The sequence below is a fragment of the Caldithrix sp. genome (genome assembly GCF_056497305.1).
This window is the reverse complement of record NZ_JBSMDE010000004.1, coordinates 67,284-92,764: the sequence shown is the minus strand read 5'-3', so window position 1 is coordinate 92,764 and position 25,481 is coordinate 67,284. Positions and strand designations below refer to the sequence as shown.

15 protein-coding genes are annotated in these 25,481 nt (G+C 47.3%); 6 read left to right on the top strand and 9 right to left on the bottom strand.

Annotated features, from left to right (window positions below; genetic code table 11):
- Window positions 1-3,167 (bottom strand): hypothetical protein (locus tag ACWB0I_RS00660; RefSeq protein WP_479386096.1); only part of this gene is annotated, 3,167 nt, incomplete at its 3' end.
- 219 nt (window positions 3,168-3,386) lie between these two features.
- Between ACWB0I_RS00660 and ACWB0I_RS00655 the strand changes: the two genes are divergently transcribed.
- The 6 genes from ACWB0I_RS00655 to ACWB0I_RS00630 all read left to right on the top strand — a co-directional run bounded on the left by ACWB0I_RS00655 (window position 3,387) and on the right by ACWB0I_RS00630 (window position 11,093).
- The gene (locus tag ACWB0I_RS00655; RefSeq protein WP_479386095.1) at window positions 3,387-3,848 is read left to right on the top strand and encodes a MarR family winged helix-turn-helix transcriptional regulator; all 462 of its coding nucleotides are present in this window, start codon (window positions 3,387-3,389) and stop codon (window positions 3,846-3,848) included.
- Complete coding sequence (locus ACWB0I_RS00650; protein ID WP_479386094.1) at window positions 3,845-5,167, top strand: TolC family protein; 1,323 nt, start codon at window positions 3,845-3,847, stop codon at window positions 5,165-5,167. Before ACWB0I_RS00655 ends, ACWB0I_RS00650 begins: the two co-directional genes overlap by 4 nt.
- A 15-nt stretch (window positions 5,168-5,182) precedes the next feature.
- Window positions 5,183-6,064: an efflux RND transporter periplasmic adaptor subunit gene (locus tag ACWB0I_RS00645; RefSeq protein WP_479386093.1), complete on the top strand. Its 882-nt coding sequence runs from the start codon at window positions 5,183-5,185 to the stop codon at window positions 6,062-6,064.
- Complete coding sequence (locus tag ACWB0I_RS00640) at window positions 6,061-9,129, top strand: efflux RND transporter permease subunit (protein WP_479386092.1); 3,069 nt, start codon at window positions 6,061-6,063, stop codon at window positions 9,127-9,129. The genes ACWB0I_RS00645 and ACWB0I_RS00640 overlap by 4 nt, the downstream gene beginning before the upstream one ends.
- Window positions 9,126-10,136 carry a quinone oxidoreductase family protein gene (locus tag ACWB0I_RS00635; RefSeq protein WP_479386091.1) on the top strand — a complete coding sequence of 337 codons (1,011 nt, stop codon included), beginning with the start codon at window positions 9,126-9,128 and terminating at the stop codon, window positions 10,134-10,136. The genes ACWB0I_RS00640 and ACWB0I_RS00635 overlap by 4 nt, the downstream gene beginning before the upstream one ends.
- Window positions 10,137-10,583: 447 nt before the next feature.
- A complete protein-coding gene (locus tag ACWB0I_RS00630; RefSeq protein ID WP_479386090.1) occupies window positions 10,584-11,093 on the top strand; it encodes a nitroreductase family protein in 510 nt (169 codons plus the stop codon).
- Between the two features lie 177 nt (window positions 11,094-11,270).
- Here the strand turns inward: ACWB0I_RS00630 and ACWB0I_RS00625 are convergent, their stop codons facing one another.
- The 8 genes from ACWB0I_RS00625 to sov form a co-directional block, all read right to left on the bottom strand.
- Window positions 11,271-12,179 carry a PorV/PorQ family protein gene (locus ACWB0I_RS00625; protein WP_479386089.1) on the bottom strand — a complete coding sequence of 303 codons (909 nt, stop codon included), beginning with the start codon at window positions 12,177-12,179 and terminating at the stop codon, window positions 11,271-11,273.
- Between the two features lie 9 nt (window positions 12,180-12,188).
- Window positions 12,189-13,127, bottom strand: a complete 939-nt coding sequence (locus ACWB0I_RS00620; RefSeq protein WP_479386088.1) for a PorV/PorQ family protein — start codon at window positions 13,125-13,127, stop codon at window positions 12,189-12,191.
- Between the two features lie 16 nt (window positions 13,128-13,143).
- Window positions 13,144-14,619 (bottom strand): WD40/YVTN/BNR-like repeat-containing protein, encoded by a 1,476-nt coding sequence (locus ACWB0I_RS00615; protein WP_479386087.1) that lies wholly within the window; start codon window positions 14,617-14,619, stop codon window positions 13,144-13,146.
- Window positions 14,616-15,101 carry a hypothetical protein gene (locus ACWB0I_RS00610; RefSeq protein ID WP_479386086.1) on the bottom strand — a complete coding sequence of 162 codons (486 nt, stop codon included), beginning with the start codon at window positions 15,099-15,101 and terminating at the stop codon, window positions 14,616-14,618. Before ACWB0I_RS00610 ends, ACWB0I_RS00615 begins: the two co-directional genes overlap by 4 nt.
- A gap of 134 nt (window positions 15,102-15,235) precedes the next feature.
- Window positions 15,236-16,150 (bottom strand): Ppx/GppA phosphatase family protein, encoded by a 915-nt coding sequence (locus ACWB0I_RS00605; RefSeq protein ID WP_479386085.1) that lies wholly within the window; start codon window positions 16,148-16,150, stop codon window positions 15,236-15,238.
- Window positions 16,147-17,007: a 50S ribosomal protein L11 methyltransferase gene (gene prmA / locus ACWB0I_RS00600; protein ID WP_479386084.1), complete on the bottom strand. Its 861-nt coding sequence runs from the start codon at window positions 17,005-17,007 to the stop codon at window positions 16,147-16,149. The genes ACWB0I_RS00605 and prmA overlap by 4 nt, the downstream gene beginning before the upstream one ends.
- Window positions 16,997-17,887: a M28 family peptidase gene (locus ACWB0I_RS00595; RefSeq protein WP_479386083.1), complete on the bottom strand. Its 891-nt coding sequence runs from the start codon at window positions 17,885-17,887 to the stop codon at window positions 16,997-16,999. Before ACWB0I_RS00595 ends, prmA begins: the two co-directional genes overlap by 11 nt.
- Window positions 17,888-17,900: 13 nt before the next feature.
- Window positions 17,901-24,149, bottom strand: coding sequence for a T9SS outer membrane translocon Sov/SprA (gene sov / locus ACWB0I_RS00590; RefSeq protein ID WP_479386082.1), 6,249 nt, complete (start codon window positions 24,147-24,149; stop codon window positions 17,901-17,903).
- Window positions 24,150-25,481: the final 1,332 nt, after the last annotated feature.

Genomic DNA, 25,481 nt, shown 5'->3' with positions numbered 1-25,481 from the left:
TTAAGAACCGCATTGTTCTTTTGTACAGGCGCGCCCTGTGAGAGGAAGGGGAAGGTTAAGCGTGTGTCATAAAGTACCACCTTACCATGGGCCACAGGATGTTTTAAGGGCCCGGCAAAATAGAAATCCTCACCTTTGGCCATGCCGGTTAAATACAGGCGGCCTTCATCGCCTTCAACCATTAAACCAGGGATGTGCAGGCGAACGCCGTGGCCTGTAGTGGTTAATTGCAACACGCCAAAGTCCAGGTCAAAATTCTTAATGTACCAGGGTTGCAAGCGCCGGCCGTCTGCCAGCCGTATGTCTCTCACCGTATTGATGGTCAACGTTTCCCCGCCTCGTTCAGCGCTCAAATTGATAATATTGATCTGGTTCGAGTCGCCTTTCTTCTCCACCACTCCAGAAATATTAGACACATGTCTGGCCACGTTTTTCATCCACAATTCGCCCTTGTTGATCAGCAAATAGCCGCTACTCAGGCGAAGCTGATCAAGGCTCCCGCCAAAGGCCAGATGCATATCCACATCGGAAACTGCTTTTTCGAAAAAGGGCTGGTAATAGGGAATAAGGCCTAAAAGATCGCCCTTAAAATTGATAAACACATCCAGATTTTGGGTGGGATCAAAAGGGATTTCTCCCAGGGCGTTCACAGCATAGCGTTCTCTTTTAATCATTTCCAGCCGGTCAAAAACGATGGCCTGATGTTCAAAATCTAAAATGCTACCCCCATTCAGATATTTATTTCGCACATTTGCCGAAAAGTGATCAAACGGAATGCGATCCAGATAACCATTTTCCATTTGCAAATCGAGATAAACCTCCGGTCGTTTCATTGAGCCCTTCAATTGCATGTCATAGGTCGTGGTACCAGTTAATCTGGGATTGGTGTTAAAAAAGGTGAACCACAACTGTTCAAAGTCAACATCCTGCGCGCTGAATCGGGCGTTTAAACTATCGTTTTTAATGTCTGCAAATCCCTTTCCGGCAATAACCGGCAAATTGTTGATGGCTATAAATAAAGAATCTAATTTAAACACAGATTTACTGGCTTCAAATTTTAAATAACTCTGATAGTAGCCAACATCATTAAAAACAAAACGATCGCCGGAAATCTGACCGGAAATTTGAGGATTTTTAAACGTCCCTCCCAAATCCACCTGCCCGTTCAATGTGCCTTCTAATCTAAAATCGCCAGGCGCTATGGAATCGCTTAGAGCCTTTATGATTTTGAAATCGCGGAAGTTGAGATTTCCGGCCAGATATTCGGACTTTTTTAAATCGATATGGATATTGCCGGACAGCTGATTTTGAAAATTGAAGCCGCCATCCATCTTTTCGGGCGACACATTAAATCCAAAATGGCCGGTAATATTCTTTAACCGGCACTGGCCGTCAATCCTTTTCGTTTCCGACAGAGGATTTGAAATTCTGGCCAGCAATTCCACGCGATTTTCAGGGGCTCCTTTTCTTGAAAAGACCACCTCTGAAAAGATGCCCTGCCGAAAAGATCCCGAAAATTTTAAATAGGTGTGTGTTTTTTCAAAAAAGTCGCGTAAACTTTCGATAGTGGTAAACTTTTCAAGAGGCAACTCCAGAACAAGGCCGTTATTAATGGTCCAGTTGCTAAACAGATCGCTGAGTTCTAATTGCGCTTTAAAATCCTTTTTATTGGCTCGCAAAAGCTTGATGGCCACGTTCTTGCGCGTTCCAGACAAAATTCCCTTCAAGGCTAAAACAGAATCTGCTTTCCGGAAAATGGTGTAGCGCCAGGTGCCGCGCATGGTCTCTTTTTTGAAATTCATTTGCCCTGAGATCTGAATATCGTGTTGTTTTGAATCGAGCCGATCTAGAATGACATGCCGTCCGCCTGAATGTCTTGCGAAGATATTAAACGAGGCCAGAGCACGCGGTCTAAAAAAAGCGAAGCTTAAACGGAGCGTGTCCCGTTGGCCGTAAAGAGCCCGCAAATTCGTTAAATGAATCGAATCAGTAGAACTTTGAAAGCCAAAGGTAACATCGTGCAAACGGACGCCTCCGTACCAGGCCAGCACCCCATCTTCTCCACGAAGCCTTAACCACTTTTTAGCCAGATCAAATTGAAAAAATGTTTTTAAGGTAATGCGGCTCTTTTGCAAAATCGGGTTTTTTATGTTCGGGAACAGCCTGGCAATCGGAACCCCATCAAACTGAAGATTGCCGGAAATGTCCGGTTGAAAAATATTCTTGACGTACAAACGACCCTTCAGCGGAGCATTGGCCATTCGGGCCTGTAAAGAATCGACAAAAAGCCGGTTGGCGTTGACAATGACCCGCGCCGATAGTGAATCGAGTTGAACTGTGCCAAGGCGCAGTGCAGCTGAATTCACACTGAGCTGCCCATTCATTTTCACATTCCGATAGTCTTTGGGCTCGTTTTCGATGAGCAGCCAGCCATTTAAATTGGCCTGTAAAGCGCTAAGTTGCGGATAAAATCGAGAAAGCTCGGAAGGATTAAACTGAAACTGATTAAAATGATTCAGAATTTTAAATTTTTCGCGCTTCAGGTCTAACTCACCGGCCAGATTAATTTTTTGCAATTGATTACCTAATAAATTGCCGTCCAGGTTTAGTTTAAAAACATTAAAATCTGTGGTTTTTAAAATGCCGCTTAAATCATCGGCCAGCATAATCTGTTTATCATAAGCTAATTTTAAAACAGCACTACCCTTTTCGACCCTAAAGAATTGAATTCCTTTTTCTCGGGCCACCCTTTGCACAAACTCCAGCGCTTTTAGCCATTGCTGTGAACTTCCCTGACCAACGGCAGAGGAATCTCTGGAAAATAAAATTTGAGGCTCGATGATGGAAATGGCGCTTAAAGCCTGCATGGGATCCAGGGGATGCAGCAAAAGTTTTGCCAGGTCATAAACAAATTGCACGGATCGAATCGTTACATAAAACGACTTTCCTGCCGAAGTAACCGACAGATTCGACAATTCGAAAGTCCCAAGCCCCACCTTAAAATCGGTCAGATCGACCTCTATGTTTTTTTCCTGCAGGATTTTTTTAAACAGGTAGTCCTTGAGAGGTCGGTCCATACCCGAAATTTTTAAAATGGAGGGTAAAGCCACAAACGTAATGCCCACCAGGGAAATAACAATAGAAACGATTAAAATAATTTTTTTCATTAATCTCTTAAATTCATGAATCTATTCATTTTGTACGTAATTTTTCAGTATCCGTTCCGCAGAAATGCTAAACATTTAAAATTATTAAATAAAGGCCTGAAAGTCAAAGGAAAGAAACAGGTTGCTTGCTTTTGAGAGGTACTTCTACACAACTTTCTCTTGATCTTCCAATCAAAATTTTGTAAAATATCGGAAACCGATAGATCGGAAAACGATGAAATGATACAACCAGAACAGTTAGAACAGCTATCAGCCGGATTTACACGACTGATGCATTACCTACACCATTTAGCCGGACAGGTTTCTAAGATAGGCGATTTTTCTCTGGCCCAATACCGTATTCTCATGTTGCTCTACCATTATGAGCCAATGACCGTAACCCAGCTTAAACAACGGCTGGGCAATGCTCAGAGTTCAGTGAGCGAAATGCTCACGCGCCTGCAGGAACAGAGCCTGGTGGTCCGCCAATCCAATCCTGCCGACCGGAGACAGACCTTGCTCTACCTCAGCAAAAAAGCAAAAAATATGATTGAAGAGCGCAAAGCCAGGATGGTCGAAGTCTACCTAGAACTGGTTAAAGGTAAAACTCCGGACGAAGTTCAGGAATTAATCACGCTTGTCAATCGTCTGTTAGCCATTCTGGAAAAAGAAAAAAACGAATCACAAGAGGGTGAATCATGAAAAAAAGCGTTTATTTTCTTTTACCACTACTTTTTCTCTTTCTGGCCTCAGTTCAGGGGGCTGACCGCTGGTCGCTGAAGCAGTGTTTGCAAGCGGCCTATCAGGCCAACCACATGCTAAAGGCGCAAGGTTTTCAGATCAGAGGCGCCCGCATGGAACTGAAGGCCAGTCAGGCCCAGCGTTTGCCCGGCCTATTCCTTAGTTCAGGTTACACGCGGGTAGGTCGCCTGACCACCATCGAATTTTCCACCAGACCCGGTGAACCGCCGCGCAAATTCACCTTTGGCACTCCCAACCGCATGAATCTTGATCTGCGCTTACAAATGCCGCTGTTCACCTGGTGGCGTATTGATCATTCAATTCACCTGGCCAGGCTAAATCTGGAAATCAAAAATTTAGAACAGGAAAAACAGAAAACGTTATTGACGGCTCAGGTATTGCAGGCCTACTTTGGCGCCTTGCTCTCCAAAAAGATATTGCATCTTACCGAACAGAATGTTCAACGCACACAAAAATATTTTGAAATCACGCAAAAACGGTTTAACGCCGGTCAATTGCCCAAATTGCAACTCCTTCGGGCTCAGGTGCAATTGAAAACAGAACAGAGCCGTCTGGAGACCATGCGCGCCGAATATCAGAAAAGTCTGGTTCTGCTGGCCAGAGTGACCGGTTCAAACAACAACATCGAACCCATGGGCGAATTGACATACGAACCATTGACTCTGGAGGAATCTGACTTAATTCAATTAGCCAGGCAAAACCGGGTCGAGCTAAAACAATTGGGGCGACAAAGGGCGGTTTTACAAACTCAGCAAAATCTGGCAGCCAGCGCCACCAGGCCCAATTTAGACCTGGTGTCCAACTTTTCTGTGATGAACGGCTTCAATCCCATGGACCCCGAAAAATTTTACACCAATTACAACATCGGGTTACAATTGAACTGGCCACTGTTCGATGGCTTTTCAGCGCGCTACCAGGCGCAGAGCGTGTATTACGGCGCCCAGGCCCTCAGCGAACAACAAAAAGAGATTGAAGCCAACATCTCCTTGCAAATTCGTCAGGCGTTGATCTCCTTACAGCAGGCTGCGCAAAAAATCGCTTCCCAGAAGGCTAATATCGCCCTGGCCCGCCAGGCGTTGGAACTGGCACAAAAGCAATACAATCAGGGCATGATCTCTTCCCTGGATTTGCTGGATGCGCAAAGAGCTTTGCTGCAAACCGAAATGAGTTACTGGCAGGCTGTTTTTAGCCACATCTTGAGTAAAATCGAACTGGCCAAAGCGGCCGGTAATTTTTCCATTTTTCAGGATCAAATGTAAAGCAGGAGAATTGTCATGCGTTTTGGACTCATTGCCTTGCTGATTTTCAGTCTCACTATTTCCTGTCAGAAAAAGGCGGAAAGCACAAAATCCGACTCAAAGGAGATTAAACGACTTCCCAGAGTTACGGTGAGCCGGGTAAAACAGCAGACCATTAAAGAGATTAAGACGGCCTATGGCCTGAGCAAGCCTTTTAAAACCATCGATGTCTTTTCCAAAGTTAACGGCCGCGTTCTGAAAAAGTTTTACGCCCTGGGGCAATCGATCAGCAAAGACGGGGTGCTGGCCGTGGTGCGTCAGGACATTCCGGGCATGGAATTTGCCGATCATGAGGTAAAAGCCCCCATGGCTGGAATCATTTTACAGGATTTTACAGAAGAAGGGGCCAGCGTAACGGTTCAGAAGCCCTTGCTCCGTCTGGCGCAATTGGATCCGCTGCTCATTGAGATCAAAATCCCTGAAGAATGGCAGAGTTCACTCAATCTGAAACATCCTGTTCCGGTGCACTTTATGGCCTTGCCCGATCAAAAATTTGAAGCGCATGTTTTTCGAACTTTACCGCAAAACGATCCGCAGACGCACAGCCTGATCCTGCATTTAACCATTGCCAATCCCCAATTAGAACTAAAAGCCAATATGTTTGTCAGCGCTGATTTTACACTGGCAGAGCGAACCGCTTTAACCATTCCGATCGACGCCCTCGTGCGATCCGGGCTGGAATACTTCGTGTTCACCATCAAGGATCAGGTGGCGCACAAACAGCTGGTTGATGTGGGCAACATTTTTGGCAACCATATTGAGATTCGCCAGGGGCTGAGTCCAGGACAAAACGTCGTTGTTTTTGGTCAAAATTTACTGGATGAAGGCGTACAAGTAGTAGCAGAGGAAACACAATGAAGCTTACAGAATTTTCTATTAAACGACCCGTTGCAACGTTTTTGATCACGGTAACTCTGGTTGTTCTGGGCATCTTCTCCATTCCCAATATTCCTGTGTCTTTCTGGCCGGAATTTGTAGCGCCTGTGGTAGTGGTACTCGTTCCCTATCCGGGCGTGGGGCCGGAAGAGATTGAAGAGCAGATCGCCAAACCGCTGGAAGAAGAATTGAGCACCTTAGACCATCTGGATGAGCTGGAAACCATTTGTCAGAACGGCGTGTGTCGCATAATGGTGCGTTTTGAATGGGGCGTAGATTTTGATCAGGCTAAACTGGATGTCCAGGACAAAACCAATCGGGCGCGCAGTAGTTTTCCCAGAGAAGCGCTGGAACCCAAAATTCTGCAGGTGCAGGATTTCATCCCGCCCGGCATTCAGCTGGGTTTTTACTCCTCCACACGAAGCCTGGATGAAATCCGCGACTTTGTGGATAAAAAGATCAAAAATCAATTTTTGCGTTTGCCCGATGTAGCCACGGCTATCCTGTTCGGCGGCTTCGAACGCAACGTTGAAATCAGAGTGGATGCTCAGCAGTTGTATCGTTACGGTCTGTCATTGTCGCAAGTGGCCGCCACCATTGCCCGCGAAAATTTAGATGTGACCGCCGGCAAGCTGAACAGCGCATTTAACGAACAACTGATCAAACTACAAGGTAAATTCACCGATTTACAACAAATTAAAAAACTCATCGTCGGTTACAAAGCGGGCCTGCCCATCTATTTACAGGACATTGCCCGCGTGCAATTTAAACGCAAAGAACGATTGACCATTTCCAAACTAAACGGTCAGGAAATCGTGGGCTTAAGCATCCGTGAAAAAAGCGGTGGCAATACGGTGGCCATGGTTAATCAGGTACGACAATTGCTGGAAGATTTAAAACCCATTTTCCCACCGGACATAAAGGTCAAGGTCATCGAAGACCAATCGATTTTCATTAAAAAATCCATTCGCAATGTAGTGCGCAATGCTCTAATCGGCTCCGTTCTGGCGGCCATCGTTATTTTCCTCTTCCTGGGCAGCGTGCGCAACACGCTCATCATTGCCCTCTCCATTCCCCTTTCCATCATCGCCACCTTTTTGCTCATCAACTGGTTTGGCCTGTCCATCAATATCATCTCTCTGGGCGGTCTGGCCCTGGGCGTGGGCATGATTGTCGATTCTTCGGTGGTTGTACTGGAAAATATTTTCAGACATCTACAAAAAAGGGGCAAGGATAACCGCTTCCAGACCGTGTTAAAGGCCACACAAGAGGTGGGCATGGCCATTACGGCCTCGACTCTTACCTCCATTGTCGTATTTTTACCTCTGGCTTTCCTGATCGGGCTGGCCGCTGTGTTGTTGGGCGAATTAGCCCTGACCGTTGTTTTTGCCTTGACTCTGGCCATCATTGTGGCCTTGACCGTTGTCCCGCTGCTCAGCTACAAACTCATGCGCGTCGATCAAAAACAGAGTGGCTTACGCAGGCTTTCTGCCTGGTGGCAGGCTGCCATTGAACAAGCGACCCTCTATTACAAAAAGGGCATTGCCTGGAGTTTGAGCCATCGGGCGCTCACCTTGCTGTTTGCCACGCTTCTGTTAGTTTTGACCATTGTATTTATTGCACCGGGCCTGGATGTGGAATTGCTGCCAGCCATCAACCAGGGACAGTTTGAAGTGCAATTGGAATTGCCGGTTGGCACAAAATTGGAACAGACTTTACAGGTTGCTGATCAGATTGAACAAAAGCTACTGGCCATGCCCGAGGTTGAAAAGACCTTCAGCATTGTCGGGCAATCGGTGCGCATCGGCGAGAACAAGAGCAATTCGGCCAAAATAACCGTGGACGTTAAGCCCCGTTTTGCGGGAAAAATGGAAGAGGTGATGTCGGCCATTCGCGCTTATTGCAATACTTTTCCAGCGCTAAAGGCCACAGTCAAACAGATTGACGTTACGGCGGGCATGCAAACACAACCGATCAATATCCGCATCAGTGGGGGTAATTTAGAAATTTTAAAAAGCCTGGGAGACAGCGTTCTGGCTCGCATCAAACGCATCCCCGGGGTGGTGAACATTTCCTCGTCTTTAGCGGAGGGTCTTCCTGAGTACCGGCTACAAATCGACCGTTTAAAGGCTGCGGATTTAGGCATTCCTTACGCAGAAATTGCCGGCGCCCTGCGCAGCGCCGTACTGGGCAATCCTGTTTCGCGTTTCAGCGCCTACGGAGAAGAATATGATATCATCTTAAAATTGGAAGAAAAATCTTTGCAAGATATTAATCAGCTGTTGCAGATGCCGGTTTTTACCAGGCAGGGACAGGCCATTCCGCTTAGCCGTCTGGTAAAGGTAAAAGCCGATCGTAGTCCGGGCGAGATCAAACATTTTGATCAACAACGCACAGTGCAAATTCTGGCCGATATTGAGGGACGTTCGCGCAGAGCCGTAACCGATGAAGTGCATCGTTCTCTGGATCAGTTGCGCCTACCAGGTGGTTATTTCATCACCTATGGGGGGATGTCCCGAGGCATTAGAGAATCCTTCACCAGTCTGGCCAATGCTCTGCTCATCGCTATTTTCCTGGTTTACGTGGTCATGGGCTCTCAATTCAACTCGTTCATTCACCCTTTTACCATTGCTCTAAGCATTCCGCTGGCCATCATTGGCGTTTTGCTGGGGCTGTTCATCTTTAACGCGGCTATCAGCACCAACGCCTTTTTGGGAAGCATCATGTTGGTAGGAATTGTTGTAAATAATGGTATTTTATTATTAGATTACATCGGACAACTGAGAGCAAGAGGTCTGTCTAAAAACGAAGCCATCATCGAAGGGGGCGCCACGCGGCTGCGTCCCATACTCATCACTTCTTTGACCACAGTCTTTGGCATGTTGCCCATTGCCCTGGGTCTGGGCCAGGGAGGAGAGGCGTTAAAGCCGCTGGGCGCTGTGGTTGTGGGAGGCTTGACGACCTCTACGTTTTTAACGCTTTTTATTGTGCCGGTCGTTTATTCATTATTGGATCGCTTTACCAGAAAGGGAGAGTTTGAATCGTGAAAGCCATACTATTAAAAGGCAAAGGCGGCCCGGAAATTTTAAAATTGCAGGAAACGCCAGAACCGCTTCCCGGCCCGGGCGAAGTGCGCGTTAAGCTGGAATATGCCGGTGTAAACTATGCGGAAATATTGTCGCGCAAGGGCTTGTACGGCTGGAAACCCAAAGGCCCTTACATTCCTGGCATGGAAGGGAGCGGCTACATCGAAGCAGTGGGCCCGGGTGTAAATGAAGAACGCGTGGGCCAGCGCGTGATGGTAGGCGCCAAATATGGCTGTTATGCCCAAAAGGTAGTAGTGCCGGAGCATCTGGCTTTGCCCGCCCTGGAACCATTCAACATGCAGGAGAGCGCCGCCTTTCTGGTCAATTACATGACCGCCTGGGTAGCTCTGTTCGAGATGGCCAAAGTCAAAAAAGAGGAAACGGTGTTGATTACCGCGGCCGCCGGGGGCGTGGGCAGCGCCGCCGTTCAACTCTGCTCAAAGTTAGGTTGTACGGTCATTGGGCTGGCCAGCAATGAAAAGAAACTGGATTTCATCAAAAAAATTGGCGCCAGCCAGGCTATTAACTACCGAAATGAAGATTACGATCAGACGATTAAAGAGCTGGCTGGCGGTGTGGATGTTGTCCTGGAGATGGTAGGCGGCGATATCTACAAAAAGAATCTCTCTTTAATGCGTTTTTTCGGACGCATGGTGGTGGCTGGATTTGCCAGTTTCAATCTGAAAAAGTGGAACCCGTTTTCCTGGTACAAAACGTGGAAAGATCTACCGCGCATTGACATTGCAACCATGTCGCACAAATCCATCGGCCTGTTTGCTTTTCATTTAGGTTATTTGCTTAAAGACCAGCAACGCACCATGGCCTGCTTTAACCGTTTGCGCGAATTTGTGCTTCAACACAACATTCGTCCGGCTGTTGGTAAAATTTTTCCGCTGGAACAGGCTTACGAGGCGCATCGATTTATTGAATCCCGCCAGAGTATAGGCAAGGTTTTGCTCAAAATCTGATTGAATTTGTCAATTCAGGGCTGTTAGCAGTCAAGGAAGCCCGGCTATGTAACCTGCCCAGTTCGAAAGATTCAACCGCCCCAACGCGACAATAAATGGTAGCGCGACTCTCCAGAGTCGCTAAGCGAGTTGCAAACTCGCTTTACACAACCACCGCTTGAACAAAAACACAAGGTTGTAGCGAAATTTACGCCCACGTTTGTAACTGATCCGCCAGGATTCGACCGTCCCTACGGCAATTCGTGGTGCGACTCTCCAGAGTCGCTATTCGCCACCCCAGGCCTAAAGCCCGCGACTTCAAAAAATTCGTAATTCGTAATTTAAAAATGTTCTTTTCTGTATCCCTGGCAATGCTTTATTTCCTGTGGCCGCCATCTTGTACCTTTGTCCATCATTTTCTAAATTAATGGTAACAAACAAAAAAAACGCTACATCTGGAGGAAGAACGTGGAAGTTCTGGAAGCCATTTTAATGCGTCGCAGTGTTCGGCATTTTGCAGACCAGAGTGTTGAACAGGAAAAAATTGAAAATTTACTGCGGGCAGCAATGCAGGCTCCCTCGGCCCACAACAAACAACCATGGCATTTTTTAATTATCAACGACAGAAATCTATTGAACGAAATTGCCGATTTTCATCCCTATGCCAAGATGCTTTACCAGGCCCCGCTGGCCATTGCCGTTTGCGGCGATTTAGGCCTGGAAAGCAATGATCGCTATCTGGCCCTGAATTGCGCAGCGGCCACGCAAAATATTTTGCTGGCAGCCCACGGTTCCGGCCTTGGAGCAGTTTGGGTTGCGGTTTACCCCCGCGAAGAGCGCATTAAAAAAATAAAACTGTTGCTGGAGCTACCGTTGCACATCATCCCCATCAGTCTGGTGGCAGTCGGCTACCCGGCCAGAAAAATAGAGCCCGAAGAGCGCTACAATCCCAAACGCATCCACATTAACAAGTGGTAATTTCAAAAAAGCGTTTAATAAATGAATGTTTTTGTTTCAGCTCCTTTTGTGTGGATTGCGGGCTGCCATTCTGGTAGGATTGTCCGTTCCTTTTTCCGGAAGGTAGAGGCCTGAGGCCTGTTTCAGAACAGGCCGCCAGGCGGAAAGATTCCAATCGTCTCTGGCTCTGGGCCCGAATCAAAACAGCCAATGCAGCGAAAAACGGTGGGAATTCCCCAGATGATAAGGATAGGGCGAAAAGGCGTAATTGAGCTGGTAGGCTCCGTATTGAAGGCCAAAGCCCAGGCTGTACCTCCACGTATTGCCGTCAAAACTGAGCCCCGCACGCCCCACAAACGATTTGAGCAGGGTCGCCTGCAAACCGCCGTGTACGTGCATCTTTTGATCGCGTATCAGGTAAACCACATCCATGGTAGTCTGAAGCTGTCGATGGTTCAATACTCCTGCCCAATGGTACACAAGGCCGCTCCTTAGCATCAAAGGCAAAGGCGTGGCCTGCACCTCTAAAGGTTGCATTTTACCTGCATTTTGCAGTGTGACTCCCCAATCCAGGGCTTTAATCAAAAAATCGGATTTGAAAAGTCCCAGGTCAATGGCCCAGCCGGAAGCATCCTGCAAATAGTATTTTTCGTAAAGATATTTTACGCTCAACCCCAGCGCCCAGTTGTTTTTGACTTTTTTAGCGTAAGCCACAGAAGCCGCTAAATTGATGGCTTCTGTGGTGCCTGCCGGTTCTTTAGTAGGGCGATCCCCCCGAATCTCGATGCCTGGAATGTTCATCAAATTTAACGAAAGGCCCAGGTTGTGCCTGCCCTGCAGGAACTGAAAGGCTACAAATTCCTGGGCAATGTCGGCCAGGTAGGCGTTGTGCATCAACACCAGGCTTTTCGATTGATTCTCGCTCAACAGTGCAGGATTCCAGTAAATGGCCGAGGCGTCGCCGGCCAGAGCGGTGGCCGCTTCTCCCATGGCCGCCGAGCGGGCTTCTACCGGCAACTTTAAAAAGGCCATGCCAGCTTTCTCCTGCCCCAAAATCACGGCGCTCAACAAAAATATCCAGAGTACACTCAAAATTTTCTGAAGCATGTCCTACCCCTAATTCAGATAAAATTGCCAGGAAAAAACGTGGCTGGCGCCTTCGTCAATAACCGAAGGAACAAAAGCGTAATCCAGTGTGGAGAAAAATTTCCACAGCGTGAATCCCATTCCAGCGCCAAAGGTCAACTGATCTTTATTGTAGCCCAGACGCAAGGCCAGAATGTTCTGGTATGTGGCTTCCAGGCCGAGGTGTTGTTCCTTTTGATGGCTGGTTGCCACAAAGGCGTAATTGACGCTTAACCAGGGCAACGGCGTCTGATAGGCAGCGCCCAGGCTCCAGATTTTGGGGAAATTGAACACCGTAGTACCACCGAACTCAAACAGCTTTTCGGTGTTGGCCGTTAATTTAGAAGCCACATCCCGTAAACTGGCTGCCAGCCTGAGTTTTTCGTTCAGTCTAAACACCGCTCCAAAATCCCAGCCCCAGCCGCTGGCATTGTAGGCATCGCTGCCAAAATCCAGACTTTCACGAATGTGTTTAATGGTCAACCCTAAAGCCAGCCGCCGGGCAAAAATCCGCGAAAAATTAAAATAGATGGCGTTCAGGCTGTGCCCAATAGTACCGGTTTGTTCTCCAATTAAATTGTAAGCTTGAATCTGATCAACTCCGCTGTGAATCCAGCCCACGCTAAAGCCGGCGTCCGGCGGAATTTTACTGGCAAAGCCAATAAAATCAAACTTGCGATCCAGCGACATAAAACGGTGCGACAGGGTGAACATGCGCTTTTCATGGAAAGCGCTCAATGCCGGATTGTAATAGAACGAATAGGCATCCACCGGAGCGGCAACGGAACTATTGCCCAGCGCCAGATGGCGCGCCCCAAGTCCCAATCGCATAAAGGCTCCGGCGTAACCGCCATTACTACCGGCCAGGGCCTGTTGCCCCCCGCTTAAAATAAACAGACTACTCCAGAACAGTATGATTAACTTTTTCATCGTATTCTTGCACTCCTTAATTAACAACCACTATTTTACCCCAGGTAACCTTACCCCCTACTTTAGCGCGGAAAAAATAAACGCCGCTGGCCACCACATCCCCGCTGGAATTGGTGCCATCCCACTTGGGTTTTAAAGCGGATGCCGGTAATTCGGCCACCAGATCCATGGCAAAATCGTAAATGCGAATCGGTTCATCCAGGGGCTTATCCTGGTCATATTCAAAGCGAATAAACTGATGGCGACTGGGGGAAAAGGGCACCGGATAGGCGTAAACGGCCGGCTTCTGGCGAATTTTTGTAGAAACAAAAGAACGGATTACACGCCAGTTACTCGCAGGATCATTCCACTGTTTTACGGCTAATCCATCGGCATTGCCCAGCCAGATAAAATCAAAGTTTTTCCAGCTTTGCACGGCAACCGAATAGTATTCCGGCTGAAAAATTTCATTGCCTGAATCAAAATCTTGAATTTCAGTGATCACTTCCCAGCGTTGTTCCGCCGGCAAATAGTGATACATGCCCTTATCGGCCGCCACAAAAGCTTCTTCCCTGTAAAAAGCGATGTTGTGGGCAAAAATATCTTCATCGGCCAGCAAGCGTTGCCAGGTCTTTCCGCCATCGTAGGTAACACTTACAGCGCGAAATTCACTGGTATCTTCAGCCTGGATGGTTGCCGCCCACACGGCGTTCCTGGCCGGCTGATAGGCCAGAGCCACCACAAAATTCCCCGAAATCGATTGCGGATTGTCCCGTTCAAAAACAAAGCGCTGCCAGGTTTGGCCATTGTCCGCAGATTTACTGATGCCTTCGGCTGTGCCCACCCACAGGGTATCATGCACCGCTAAAAGTGAAAAAACGCGATGGTTCAAATTTTGTAAACTGGAGAAAAATTTACCATCGGTGGTCACCACCTGCCAGGTCTTGCCCATGTCATCCGAGCGACGCAACCCACCGCCAAAGCTGGCAATCCAGATGGTACTATCTACAAAGGCTATATCGTAAATCAAATTCTGGATGACCGTTGTGGTGGGCGCGTAGTTTTCAACCGTGTCCGCATCCACCGGCTGGGGCACATGGACCCAGGTTTTTCCCCCATCTCTGGTGTAACTCAGTCCGCTGCCTGCGGGCAAACTCTTTTCGGAGGCGCGGGTCAGGGTGTCAAAGGCGGTGGCAATCCAGAATGTGTGCTCATCCATGTAGCCAAAAGCCGAAACGCCGCCTTTGCCTTTGTAGTCTTTTTCAGTAAAACTTTGCCACTGCCAATCATTGGTCTGAGGGTTGTACACCGCCTTACTTAAACCGTAACCGGTAGCCACCCACAAAATCGAATCTTTGGCTACCAGATCCACAATGCCATTGCCGTAAAGCGTTCCGGAAAAGGGCTGTTCATCCCGGACCAGATTGAAAGAGGTTTTAAACATGGCCTGGGCCAGAAGCTGCACGCTCCAGAATATCACCATAATGAGTAAAAGAAATGTTCTTGTTTTCATTGCTGCACTACCTCAATTGAATCAACTAAACTGTTGGACAGGTTACCCGCTTTATCCCGCATGTAAAAAGTGAAATAGTAGCGTCCGGGCTGAGCGGAATTGTCAATTAAAATCGTTAACGAATAGATACCGTCACCGGCCTTTTCATCGCCGGCTTGCTCCCATGGATTAGCGATATTAAAGGATTTGCCATTATCGACCATGACCAGTGGCCGGCCCTGATTGGCCAGAGTACCGTCCGGTTTTCTGGAATAAAAATAAACCGAGTCCACATCATCCAGGCCATTAGAATCTTCAACGGCTGCGGTGACCAGCGCTTTATTAAAATAGCCGGCCGGCGGAATCTGGATACTGTCCGGAACATGGACCCACAGAATTTTACCTGGTACATTTTTTTCTTTCTTGTCCGGGCCTGCGCCATCGTCACAGCGCCACAACATCAATCCGATTAAAATCAGGCTGATTGTAAATAGGTTTCGCATCACATCTCCTCATTTGACTCGTTAAAGCGCTTCGGTCGCTCCAGCCCCGAAGCGCAGGAATTCAATTTAATAACAGCGTTCTGGCAAAGGATTTACTCCTCCGCCGTCGCCCAATATGTTCTGATAAAAGCCTCTCACAACAAATATCCATACCTCAGGCCACGGGCCGAAACGCGAATCCACGGCAATTGACGCAATTCCATAATGGTCAGGTAAATAATCATGCCGTAGATTAAAACATCCTCCCGGCCCGCTTCCAGACCGGCCAATTTCACGCGCTCTGACAGGTCCAGGGCATTGATCCGACCAAACATGCGCCACAGTTGTTGCCGATCCAGTACCGTTTGGTTAATGCGCCGTGCATCATAACGTTCCATCTGATGATGGACAGCGGCCAGGGTGGTTATGGTTCCGCCCGACCCTACTAAAACTCTGGAAGGTTCCATTTCATTCCAGAAATCCACTTTTTGCAGTTCGCTCTTCACAATCTGCATCAGGCCCAGCCGATCGCTACTGCAAAGCGTGACCTTAAAGCCCATAGATTCAGCCAGGCGCGCAGCGCCCACTGGCGCCGACGCATGTTGTTCGATTGTTCGCCCATGGCCCAGGGTAATTTCTGTGCTGCCCCCTCCCACATCAATAACCATAAACGATTGTTCTTCAAAATCCTCAATCACCGAAATGGCGCCCAGGTAACTGTAGGTCGCTTCCTGCTGCGCAGTGAGCACGGTAACCGGCAACTGCAACTGCTGCTCAATACGCCGGGCAAAGGTGCGAGCATTTTTAGCGCGGCGCATGGCCTCAGTAGCCAGCAGATGGATTTCCCTGCAATCATATTCCAGAGCCTTCTCCTTAAAGCGCTTTAAAATTTCCAGGGTAGCCCGTTGTCGGTCTTCCTGCAGCTCTCCTCCCTGGTTTAGTCCCTGCCCCAAACGGCTAATGGCAAAATCTTCTAAAAGCGGCTCCAGGTGATCATTGAACTTCCGGGCAATTAACAACAGTACCGAATGCGATCCCAGGTCGATCACCGCCAGAGGCCCATTGTTCATCTTGCCTTTTCCTTTTGAAACAAAAGCGCCAACCATTCTCCAAGACTCAGGGCTGTTACGAGTTTAAATCCCCGGGCAAGATATTTTTTTTCGATTATGTTCTGATCCTGTTTTAAAAAGCCGGACAGGAGCAGCTGTCCCCCGGGCGCCAGAAGCCGCGGCCAGGTTTTGGCCAGGATCAACAAAATATTTCGTGAAATATTAGCCACCACAAAATCGAAGGCACCGGAAGACAGCAGGGCCACATCCTGAACCGCAAATCGAATTTTGTCCTCAACGCCATTCAGACGGGCATTTTCGATGGCATTTTCGATGGCCTGAGGATCGTTATCCACGCCCATGATGCCGGTCGCTCCCCTTTTAGCCGCAAAGATGCTCAAAATACCGCTGCCCGTTCCAGCATCCAGCAGACGCATCGAAGGATTAAAATGGGTCTCCATGGCCTGTAAACAGAGTCGCGTGGTTTCGTGATGGCCGGTGCCAAAAGCCATTTTCGGCGCTATTTTCAGAACGATTTCATCGGACGCCGGCGGGTACTCTTCCCAATCGGGAATGACAACGATCGATTGACCGATGCGGAAAGGTTTAAAATTTTCTTTCCAGTTTTCCAGCCAGTTCTCCGTTTTGTGCGTTTCTACAATTAATCTGGATTCTTCAAAATCCGGCCAGACCTCTTTGAGCAATTTCAGCAAGGTCAGGTACACGTCCTGGTTCCAGTCGTGCTCAGCGAAAAAGATGGTAAAATACTGCTCCTCTTCCTGCACGCCCTGAGCGCCCAGGGCAAAAATAGGGGCCGAGAGCGATTCCAGTAAAAAAGGAGCGGCCAGTACCTTTACGGAAATCCACTTATTGTTCATAGATCACTTCCAACAATACCTGTCCAACAATTCCCAGACTCTGCGGGCTGCACTTGTCGGGCGTATCCTGTAACGTATGCCAGTAAGGATAGTCGAAGTCGATGACGTCAATACAGGGGATACCGGCTTCCAGCAGCGGTACATGATCGTCATCCACATAGCCCAAAAATTGATCGCTGAATTCGTAAAAGCCTAAACTCTGCGCGGTTTGCCAGACCCGATCCACCAGCCAGGGCAAATGTTTTACCGAATAGCCTTCGCGTTTAATGGTTAAATTGGCGTCCCCAATCATGTCGATCAAAATACCAAACTCATGATTCAATTTCAATGGTCTGTAATGCCTGGCGAAGTGACGCGAGCCCAAAAAATACTCTTCCAGATGTCCCTGGCGGCCATAGTCCTCCCCGTCAAACAGAATGAGATCCACACCCACATTGGCCGGCGGATTCTGTTTTAAGACTCGGGCGATTTCCAGTAAAACAGCCACACCACTGGCCCCGTCATTAGCGCCCGGAATGGGCTTGTTGCGGTTTTCAGGCTTGTCATTATCGGCGCGGGGACGGGTATCCCAGTGCGCCGCCAGAAAGATGCGGCGTTGCTTTTGCGGTTGAAAAACGGCGATTACATTGGTGAGTTTTAAATTCTTCTTGTGAAACGCATCGTACCATTCAAATTTTTGCAATAGCACCGTGTCTGCCTGCTGTTTGAACTCCTGGTGTAAAAATTTCAGGCATTGCTCATGGCCCTGGCTATTTGGCGTCCGAGGCCCAAAGGCCACCTGTTTGATAAGGTATTGAAAGGCTCTTTGACTATTGAACTGCGCCAATAACACTGAGGGCAAACTCAATGCAAAAATCAGGAATAAAACTTTTGTTTTCATTATTTTCCTCGTGTTAATCTCTAATGGCAATATTGACGGTAATGCCAAATTCATTGTAGGAATATTTGCCGGAAATTTTGTTTCTGGAAACGCCGGTCTCGTAAAACAGACTACCCTGTACACGCGAACTGAAACGGTAGGTAGCAGCCGGGCGCAATTTCCAGTTGCTGTTGCTTTGCTTTTCCACGAATTTCTTTTCTCCAAACTGGCGCTGAAAGGTTTTACTGGAAGAAGCGTCAAAGGTCAGATTAAAATTGATTTCGTTCTTCAATTTTTTATTATTGAAGGGCCAGATTGGAATGCGAAAGCCCTGTGTTCTGGCGTAGCTGAGCGACAGGTTAAAATTGGTCTGTTCCGATTTAGTGGCACCGCCGCTGTTGGAATAGGAGAAATTGGTTGTGCTGGTGTAACGGATGGTACCGGTGACGCCCCATTTGGTCGAAATGTTAACGCCCACCAACGGTTGCCAGGCATTGGTAAAAGTTTGCGTGGAAGGTATGAATCCGCCGCCCAGTTTTAGAGTTAAATTCTCGGTGTATTTGCTGGTATGGGCATGGGTTAAACTGATCGATTTTGCAAATTTGGGAAAAAAGAACATCTTTTCCAGTCCGCTGACCTGCACATTCCAATCCGGAATAAAGGCATTCAGTGAAGCTAAGCCATGGTATTTACTTTTCGGATCATCTCCTACGAAAAAATAAGAGGTGGATTTACTCCCCGATCCAGCCTTACCGTAATCCGAACGGCTTTCCTGCGAGCGCAGATCATGGTTCAAAGAGGCGCGTACATTACTCATAATTTTAAAGCTGGTTGACGTTCTCACAGAAAGGGTCTTGCTCTCTACAGGGCCCACCAGATTCACGTTTAATGTGGAATCCTGTGGAATGCCTGGACTGCGTTTGAAACCAAACTGGTACTCCCAGTCCGGCATACCGGCCAGATAACGGTGCTGAACGCGGTTGTCTTGAGAGATGCTGGTTCGCACATTGCTCCAGCTGGCTATGGTGTTGTACACCCACATCAGAGGATTGGGGAAAGAAAATTTCTTCTTTTCTTCTTTCTTCTCCTCAGGCACCTGTTCGGTTTGTTCCGGGGTCTTTTTACGAATGGAGCGACGTCGTCGGCTGGCTATTGATCGCCTTCTTGTACTGCTGGCCTTCTTTTTGGGTGTGTAGATCGATTTAATAAATTCGCCCGGGCTAAAATTCAGATCCACTCTTTTGTTTATGGAATTGGAAGCATTTTTATACTCATTGGGCATGACCAGCTGATAAGTAAAATTACTGCTAAAACTAAAACTGGGTTTTAACCAGTTGGTAAAGGTCGGTTTGTAATTACTCTGAAATTGCTGTCGGATGTTGGTATTCAGCCCAAAATCCCCCTTGCTGAAAATACGATTGATCAATTGCTTATGGGAGTACCCTTTGACATCGGCATCTGAAGTGTAATTGCGCGAATAGGAAAAATCCAGACTGTTTAGCATTTTGTAACTTAAGCGAAAAGAACGCGACGTGTTTAAGTTGCGCGTTACATTTAATTTGGGATTACTTCTGCGCAATAACTCGCTTTTATTGTTCGAAATGCTCAGATTAAAACTGGCATTGGAGGGTGTATAAAACACTTTTTGCGTACTGAGTTTTTTCAGTAGGGGCACTTTTTTCAAGAATTTAAACGGTTCAATGGCATTATTACGCCCAAAAGGAATGGAATAGACAAACGATTCTTTGAGCAGTTCGGAACGATTAAAGGCGGTTTCCCAGTTGCTGCTCTTTTTCCGCGAATAGTCGATATCCAGGGTCATGCCATCCACGGTGTAGCGAAAAAGCCAGAACTTGGATTTGGACCGTTTTTTAATGGTGGTGCCGATGCCAAACACTTCGCTTTTGGTGGTAATGGTTTGCAGGTCGTCGGGCAGGTTTCTTAAGCCAAACAACGATTTTAATTTCTTCCCGAAGGTATCATTCTGGTAATGGGTCAATTGATCGGTATTAACCACATATTTGGGAATGCTTCGGCTAAAAGAAGCGCGTCCGTCAACAGGAATGGACAAATCCAGAAAATCGGGCAAAAATTTGTGTAAGTACAATTTAGCCGAATAGTTCTGCCGTTCATCCGTATTTCCGGTACCGAATTGTTTGCTAACATTGTGGAAATCGGCGTCTTTGCTTTCCCACTGGGCGTTAAAATTAAAAACATCGGCAAATTTCATATTGGTAGAAAGGCGCATGGCTGTGGCTTTAATTTTACGCACCTCCGAAAGGCGCATTTCATCCAGCCAGACTTCACCGGTAAAGGGCGTATTATCGCGGCCGGGCTCATCTCCGCGATGCTTCACGCCGATCACAAAATAGCGGATGGTATTCAGACTTGGTTTACCTACGGCTTTGTAATAGGCTTCTACGCGGCCCCGTAATTTTTTCAAAAAGACCAGGCTGTCCACGGTACCGATGTTCAGTGAATCGACAGCTTTAATGGCTGCCAGATCATCCAGATCAATCTCAATATTGTTTTCCGGATGCCAATGGGCGTAAATATCCTGACCATATTCATAGTAATTTTTGTCATCGGAACCAAAGCGTAAATAGAAACGAATGGGCGAAGGCGCCGAGAGAGGCACGCCCTGTTCATTGTATTCCGGCGGTTCAGCGGGCAACATGCGGTCGCCATGGACAAAGAGCTTGAGTTTTTTGTAATCGACCAGACTCATTCTCTGATACAGTTGTTTGCGGGCTTCTGCAATCTGCCCGGGTTGCAGACCAAAGAAACGCATGACCAGCGATTGTTCTTTTGAAAGCGCACGCGTAATCCGATCGCGAACCCCTGTAACGCCAGGCGGCGAATGGTAGGGCTCCGGGCCGCCGGGAATCTCTTCCACATTTTCCTCGGTATTGTAAACAGCCAGGGTAAACACCGAATCATTTTTGACAAAGCGCGAGGTTTCATCCTGAGCGATACCCGTTTCTTCCCACTCATTGCCCACAAAATCAAAAGTGGCAATTAAGATTCGCGTACGCTCCTCTTCTGGTAGGTCGCTAAACCACAAACGGACATTCAAAATTTGCTGGAACGTAGTGTCTGGATTATTGATGGCTCTAGTAAATTCTTTTAAAGGAATACGAAATTGACGCCAGCCTTTCTCTGTGGAGCCCACCAGCCATTTTTTGGCGTTTTCATCGCCGGAATTTTCATCCAGAGAAAAGGTGTACTCAAAATAGGAATTGGTGGTGGAAAGCTGACCGTCGCCATCCAGGTCTTCGGTATCGGGATAATGGGCTTCGCGGGACTTGCTGTTCCCCTCTGTTCCGTTAATACCATCGTACAGCACGCCGTCATAGCGGTTCCAGGCGTTCAATTGAGGTTCGCGCCAGTTATCATCCGGATCATCGCCTGGTTTCCCATCGGGAATTCCGTCCAGGCCCACATCTTCTTCCTCTTCCAGCAAGCCGTTGTTGTTTTTGTCCTCTGTATTCAGACTACCATAACTGTCCTCGCCGCGAACATTTTTGCCCCGCACATACCAGTCTTCCGAGATCTGGCCGATGTCGATGTTCACCGTACCCTGATTGCCCAGAATCCACAATTCGATGTATTTGGTCTTTTCCTGATTGGCGAATGAAGCCGTGGAACGCATGATGCCGGCCCAGGCGCTGTCCGGATCGCTGCCCTTATCGCGCCAGATATCAATCCCCAGCACATCGGTGGTTTGACCGGTCTGGGCATTAACATCGCGGTTGGGCCAGATGTCTTTAATAGGCACCTGACGATAAGGATTGAACCAGACAATGTGGGCCCGGGCACGGTCGGCATCCAGTACATTGATCGGCTGATCGCCCAATTTAGGAATAATGACCGGCGAACTGGCCATGGACCAGGTACGGTAGCGAATGCCCAGGGTGGTGGTGCGTTTACTGGCTTCAAAATCGTCGATGTAGGCCACTCCGTCTTTATCGTCGGTACTGTTGCTGTTCAGGGTATTGGGATTGGGCAGCACCTGCGCAAATTCGCCTTCGATTTCGATACGCGAATCGGCATTGGTTTCCACAAGCGGCAATTTATCCAGCAGGCGCGTGATGATCCGCGGTTCAAAATCGAAGGATGCATTTAGATCCCATACAAAATTACGAAACGGTTCCTGCCCTACGCGCACGCGCTGATCCAGAGTGCTCTTGTTCATGTACAGGGCTGTAAAGCCAATAAAGGATTTGTCCCAAAAACGGTACTCCAGGCGCGTGCCAAAGATCGTCTTTTTGTCCAGCTGGAAAAGATTGGCCCGTTCGTATTTGATTTGAATGTTCGAACTGCTGCGCTTGGCCTCAGCGGAAAGTAAGGTTAACTGGCCAGTAAAATAATCGATGATGTAATCCTTATCGCGCGTCAGCGTCCGTCCGCCCAGGGTTACAACCTCGCTGCCCTCCAGAACGTAAAAACCAAGATCAAAAGTGGATTTTGTACTTTTTGAGGTGACAATGATTTCGAATTTACTGCGCTTTACAAATTCCGAGCTGTTCGAATTGTTCAAGCGGTACATGTCAACCAGGTCTTTTTCTGGCAAACGGCCTTCAAAGCGACTGCCTTTTTCCGGATTAAAGGGCTGCAGACAGGGAAAAATTAAAATACCATTTTTAAAATCTATGGTGTAAGGATTGTAATCGACTTTTTCGTCGCCGCCTTCCACACGATTTCCGTTTTCATCCAGCAGGTCCAGTTCCAACAAGTTCAAATAGGTTTTGTCGCTGCCTTCAGGATAGATCTGGTGAGTGCCGTTTACGTTATTTTCAATACGCAGTTCAAAGCCATCTTTTTCAATGTTCGTGCCCCCTAAAAAGTACACATTGCGCATCATCAGGGGCCAGGTTTCTTCGTAAGACGGTTGAATTTGCCGCGGTTTAATCAACTTGAGGATCACCGCCTGGCTTGTGTCCTGCAGGGTTTCGCTGAGCGTACCCACAGTGGGTACATTAGGATCGCTAAAAGCCTGGGCCGTGGCATAGGCCACCGCCAATATCTGATTATTGTCTATGTTCTGGTTTAACCAGAAAAAGCCGCGGTACTTGTCGTAGTAAAAATCTTTGCCTTCCTGCAACTGTCTGAAGTAGCCCGTTTGTTTGGTACGTTCATTGGTTTGCACCGTATCCAGATCGATGTTTTGATATTTTAAGTTCTCATCCAGATAAGACCATGGATCCACCGTAGCCACTCCTCTGCGCACCCCGTCATCGGCATAACTGGTCGAAACCCAGACTTCCAATTGCAAAATTTCGGTGCCACCGACAAAGGAAAAAGTTTGTGGATCGTCTTTTAAGCCGTCTTCAAAATGGTCGCGATAAAAATTATCCACAAAGAAATAGCGATTTTTGATGAACTCATAATCGCGAATGGTGGTACTGGATTCTTTGGCGCTTCCGCTGATGGTCAGCTCCTGTTGTTGACCTTTCTCCAGGGAGGCAATGGTGGTCATGTACAGATTCCCCATCTGCAAATTGGCTTTTAATCCAAAAAGACCTTTGTTGGAACCGCCAAAGATCACGTATTTGGTGGCTGGTAAACTCAATGAAATGTTTCCGGCTTCAATGCTCTGTACAATTTCATCTTCATCGCCGTCGTAACGCAGTTTTAGGGTGTTTTCAATATCCACCGTGGCTTCGCTGTTTTGCTCAACGGAAACCGTTACCTTGTCGCCAATTTTCCCTTCCACAGTAAATTGCTGAGTCTGCTTAAAGCGTGGGCTAAATGTATTTTGATTTTCCAGAGCAGAAATGGCCGATCCAGAGCGTTTTTCGCTTCGACCAGAGAGATCAAAAGAGATATTACCGGTTACGCGCAGCCCAATGCGGTCGGAACCAAAAATGCGCGTGAAGGCTTTGCTTTTGATATGAAGCGGGATGTCCAGTTTTATGGCCCCAAAACCACTTTCGGTTTGCTGACCAAACTGGTAGGTAATGGCCTGGCGCCACAGCTTTTGCGTATCGTGTTTTAAACGCAACTTCATGTAGGTTTCCAGGTCCACCACAGCAGGCAGAAAGAGATCGGTTTCCCCAATTTTTTCACGAATGGAGATGAATTTTGCGCTGGAGTCCATGGTTACTTCACGTCTGAACGCGCCGGGCCGTTTAAAAAATAGTGTGGAATCGTATTTTAGCTTGGCCAGCCCTTCAATGGTTGGTTCAAACAGACGGACCGTACGGGGAGGTGGCGGTACCTGAATACCAATCTGGGCCAGTGCCGTTGCGCTAAAAGTCATTAATGACAATATAATTGTCAAATACTTCCAATGGAGAAGATTCTTTTTAAAAACCAAAAATGTTTTCAAACCGTTTTCAATACCCATTCAATCTAACATCAATCAATAAAATTAGCGTAACAATTGGTTCTCAGAAACCTCCTCCATTTTTAAGCTTAATATAAAGGATTGAATTTAAAAGGATATTAATTTTAATTCAAATCTATTTCAATGCCTAAATTGAGTAGCTTAACCAATACATTATGAACGCCGAAAGGATTGGAATGTTTCGCATGGATTGCTAACACCCACCATGTAAAGCAACAGGATTGTCCATTCAGCTATTAAGCTCTTCAACTCTTCAACAATTCAACAATCTAACCATTCAACGATTGCCGTACCAAAGCAGCAAAAGAATTTTCTCCTTTGTCCACGACGGGATGTGAAAATTTTTGTGATGAATCTCCTACCCCCCGGCCCCCTTCCCTTCTTTATAATTAAGGGAAGGGGGAGCAAATTGTGCTGCTTTGCATAGTTTTACTCTGATATGTTAAGATAATTTGCAATATTCCATTTTCAATCTTTGCGCACTTTGTGAATGCTCTACTCGTCCCTGAAAATCGGGAGAAGGCATGTTCAGTTTACCAGTGTAAGGGATTCTTCTTTCCGATGAATCGGGAAAAAGAATGACACTCAGCACCATTTATCTATTCAACCATTCAACTAATTAACTATTACACTCTTAAATCTTACACACATACACTTTTCCACGCTTGTGTCTGCCAGTGGAGGTATCGAGCTGAAGCTCGAGTTACGTTTGAAGCGGGATTCAAAATGACATGCCGGGACAGGCCTTCACCGCCTGGGCTTAGCTAACCCCTTCGCAATATAATTCGAAATTCGTAATTTTTAATTAAAATTACTTTTGTGCGCCCTTTGCAGTTTTTGAAAGGTTGCCACTCTGCTGCCTTAGGATACTTCCTTCAAAAGATCTAGCGTCTTAGCGTGCGAAAATTTTTGTGATGAAGATCCTAACCCCCCGCCCCCCTTCCCTTCTTTATAATAAAGGGAAGGGGGAGCAAATTGTGCAGATTTGCTGAGTCTTCGCCTTACATGTCAACAAATTTTATTTTTTTTTGAAATCTTTGTGCTCTCTGTGGTTGATTTTGGTTGCGGCTGTGCTGCCTTAGAATACTTCCTTCAAAACTTCTATCCCGCACGGCGGGATGCGAAAATTTTTATGCAGTGTGAAGAAGCAAAACTGTTGAATTGTTGATTGGTTGAATTGTTGAATGGTTTGATGTCCCGTCCCGAGAATCAGGATTTTGGTTTTAGCCCTCATCCTCAGTCCTGAAGAAGCCGCGTATTGCCATT

Bases quoted from the DNA above. Each gene is read 5' to 3' on its own strand.
- ACWB0I_RS00650 (WP_479386094.1), top strand. From the start codon at position 3,845: ATGAAAAAAAGCGTTTATTTTCTTTTACCACTACTTTTTCTCTTTCTG.
- ACWB0I_RS00625 (WP_479386089.1), bottom strand. From the start codon at position 12,179: ATGCTTCAGAAAATTTTGAGTGTACTCTGGATATTTTTGTTGAGCGCC.
- ACWB0I_RS00640 (WP_479386092.1), top strand. From the start codon at position 6,061: ATGAAGCTTACAGAATTTTCTATTAAACGACCCGTTGCAACGTTTTTG.
- ACWB0I_RS00610 (WP_479386086.1), bottom strand. From the start codon at position 15,101: ATGCGAAACCTATTTACAATCAGCCTGATTTTAATCGGATTGATGTTG.
- ACWB0I_RS00605 (WP_479386085.1), bottom strand. From the start codon at position 16,150: ATGAACAATGGGCCTCTGGCGGTGATCGACCTGGGATCGCATTCGGTA.
- ACWB0I_RS00620 (WP_479386088.1), bottom strand. From the start codon at position 13,127: ATGAAAAAGTTAATCATACTGTTCTGGAGTAGTCTGTTTATTTTAAGC.
- ACWB0I_RS00655 (WP_479386095.1), top strand. From the start codon at position 3,387: ATGATACAACCAGAACAGTTAGAACAGCTATCAGCCGGATTTACACGA.
- ACWB0I_RS00595 (WP_479386083.1), bottom strand. From the start codon at position 17,887: ATGAAAACAAAAGTTTTATTCCTGATTTTTGCATTGAGTTTGCCCTCA.
- prmA (WP_479386084.1), bottom strand. From the start codon at position 17,007: ATGAACAATAAGTGGATTTCCGTAAAGGTACTGGCCGCTCCTTTTTTA.
- ACWB0I_RS00615 (WP_479386087.1), bottom strand. From the start codon at position 14,619: ATGAAAACAAGAACATTTCTTTTACTCATTATGGTGATATTCTGGAGC.
- ACWB0I_RS00645 (WP_479386093.1), top strand. From the start codon at position 5,183: ATGCGTTTTGGACTCATTGCCTTGCTGATTTTCAGTCTCACTATTTCC.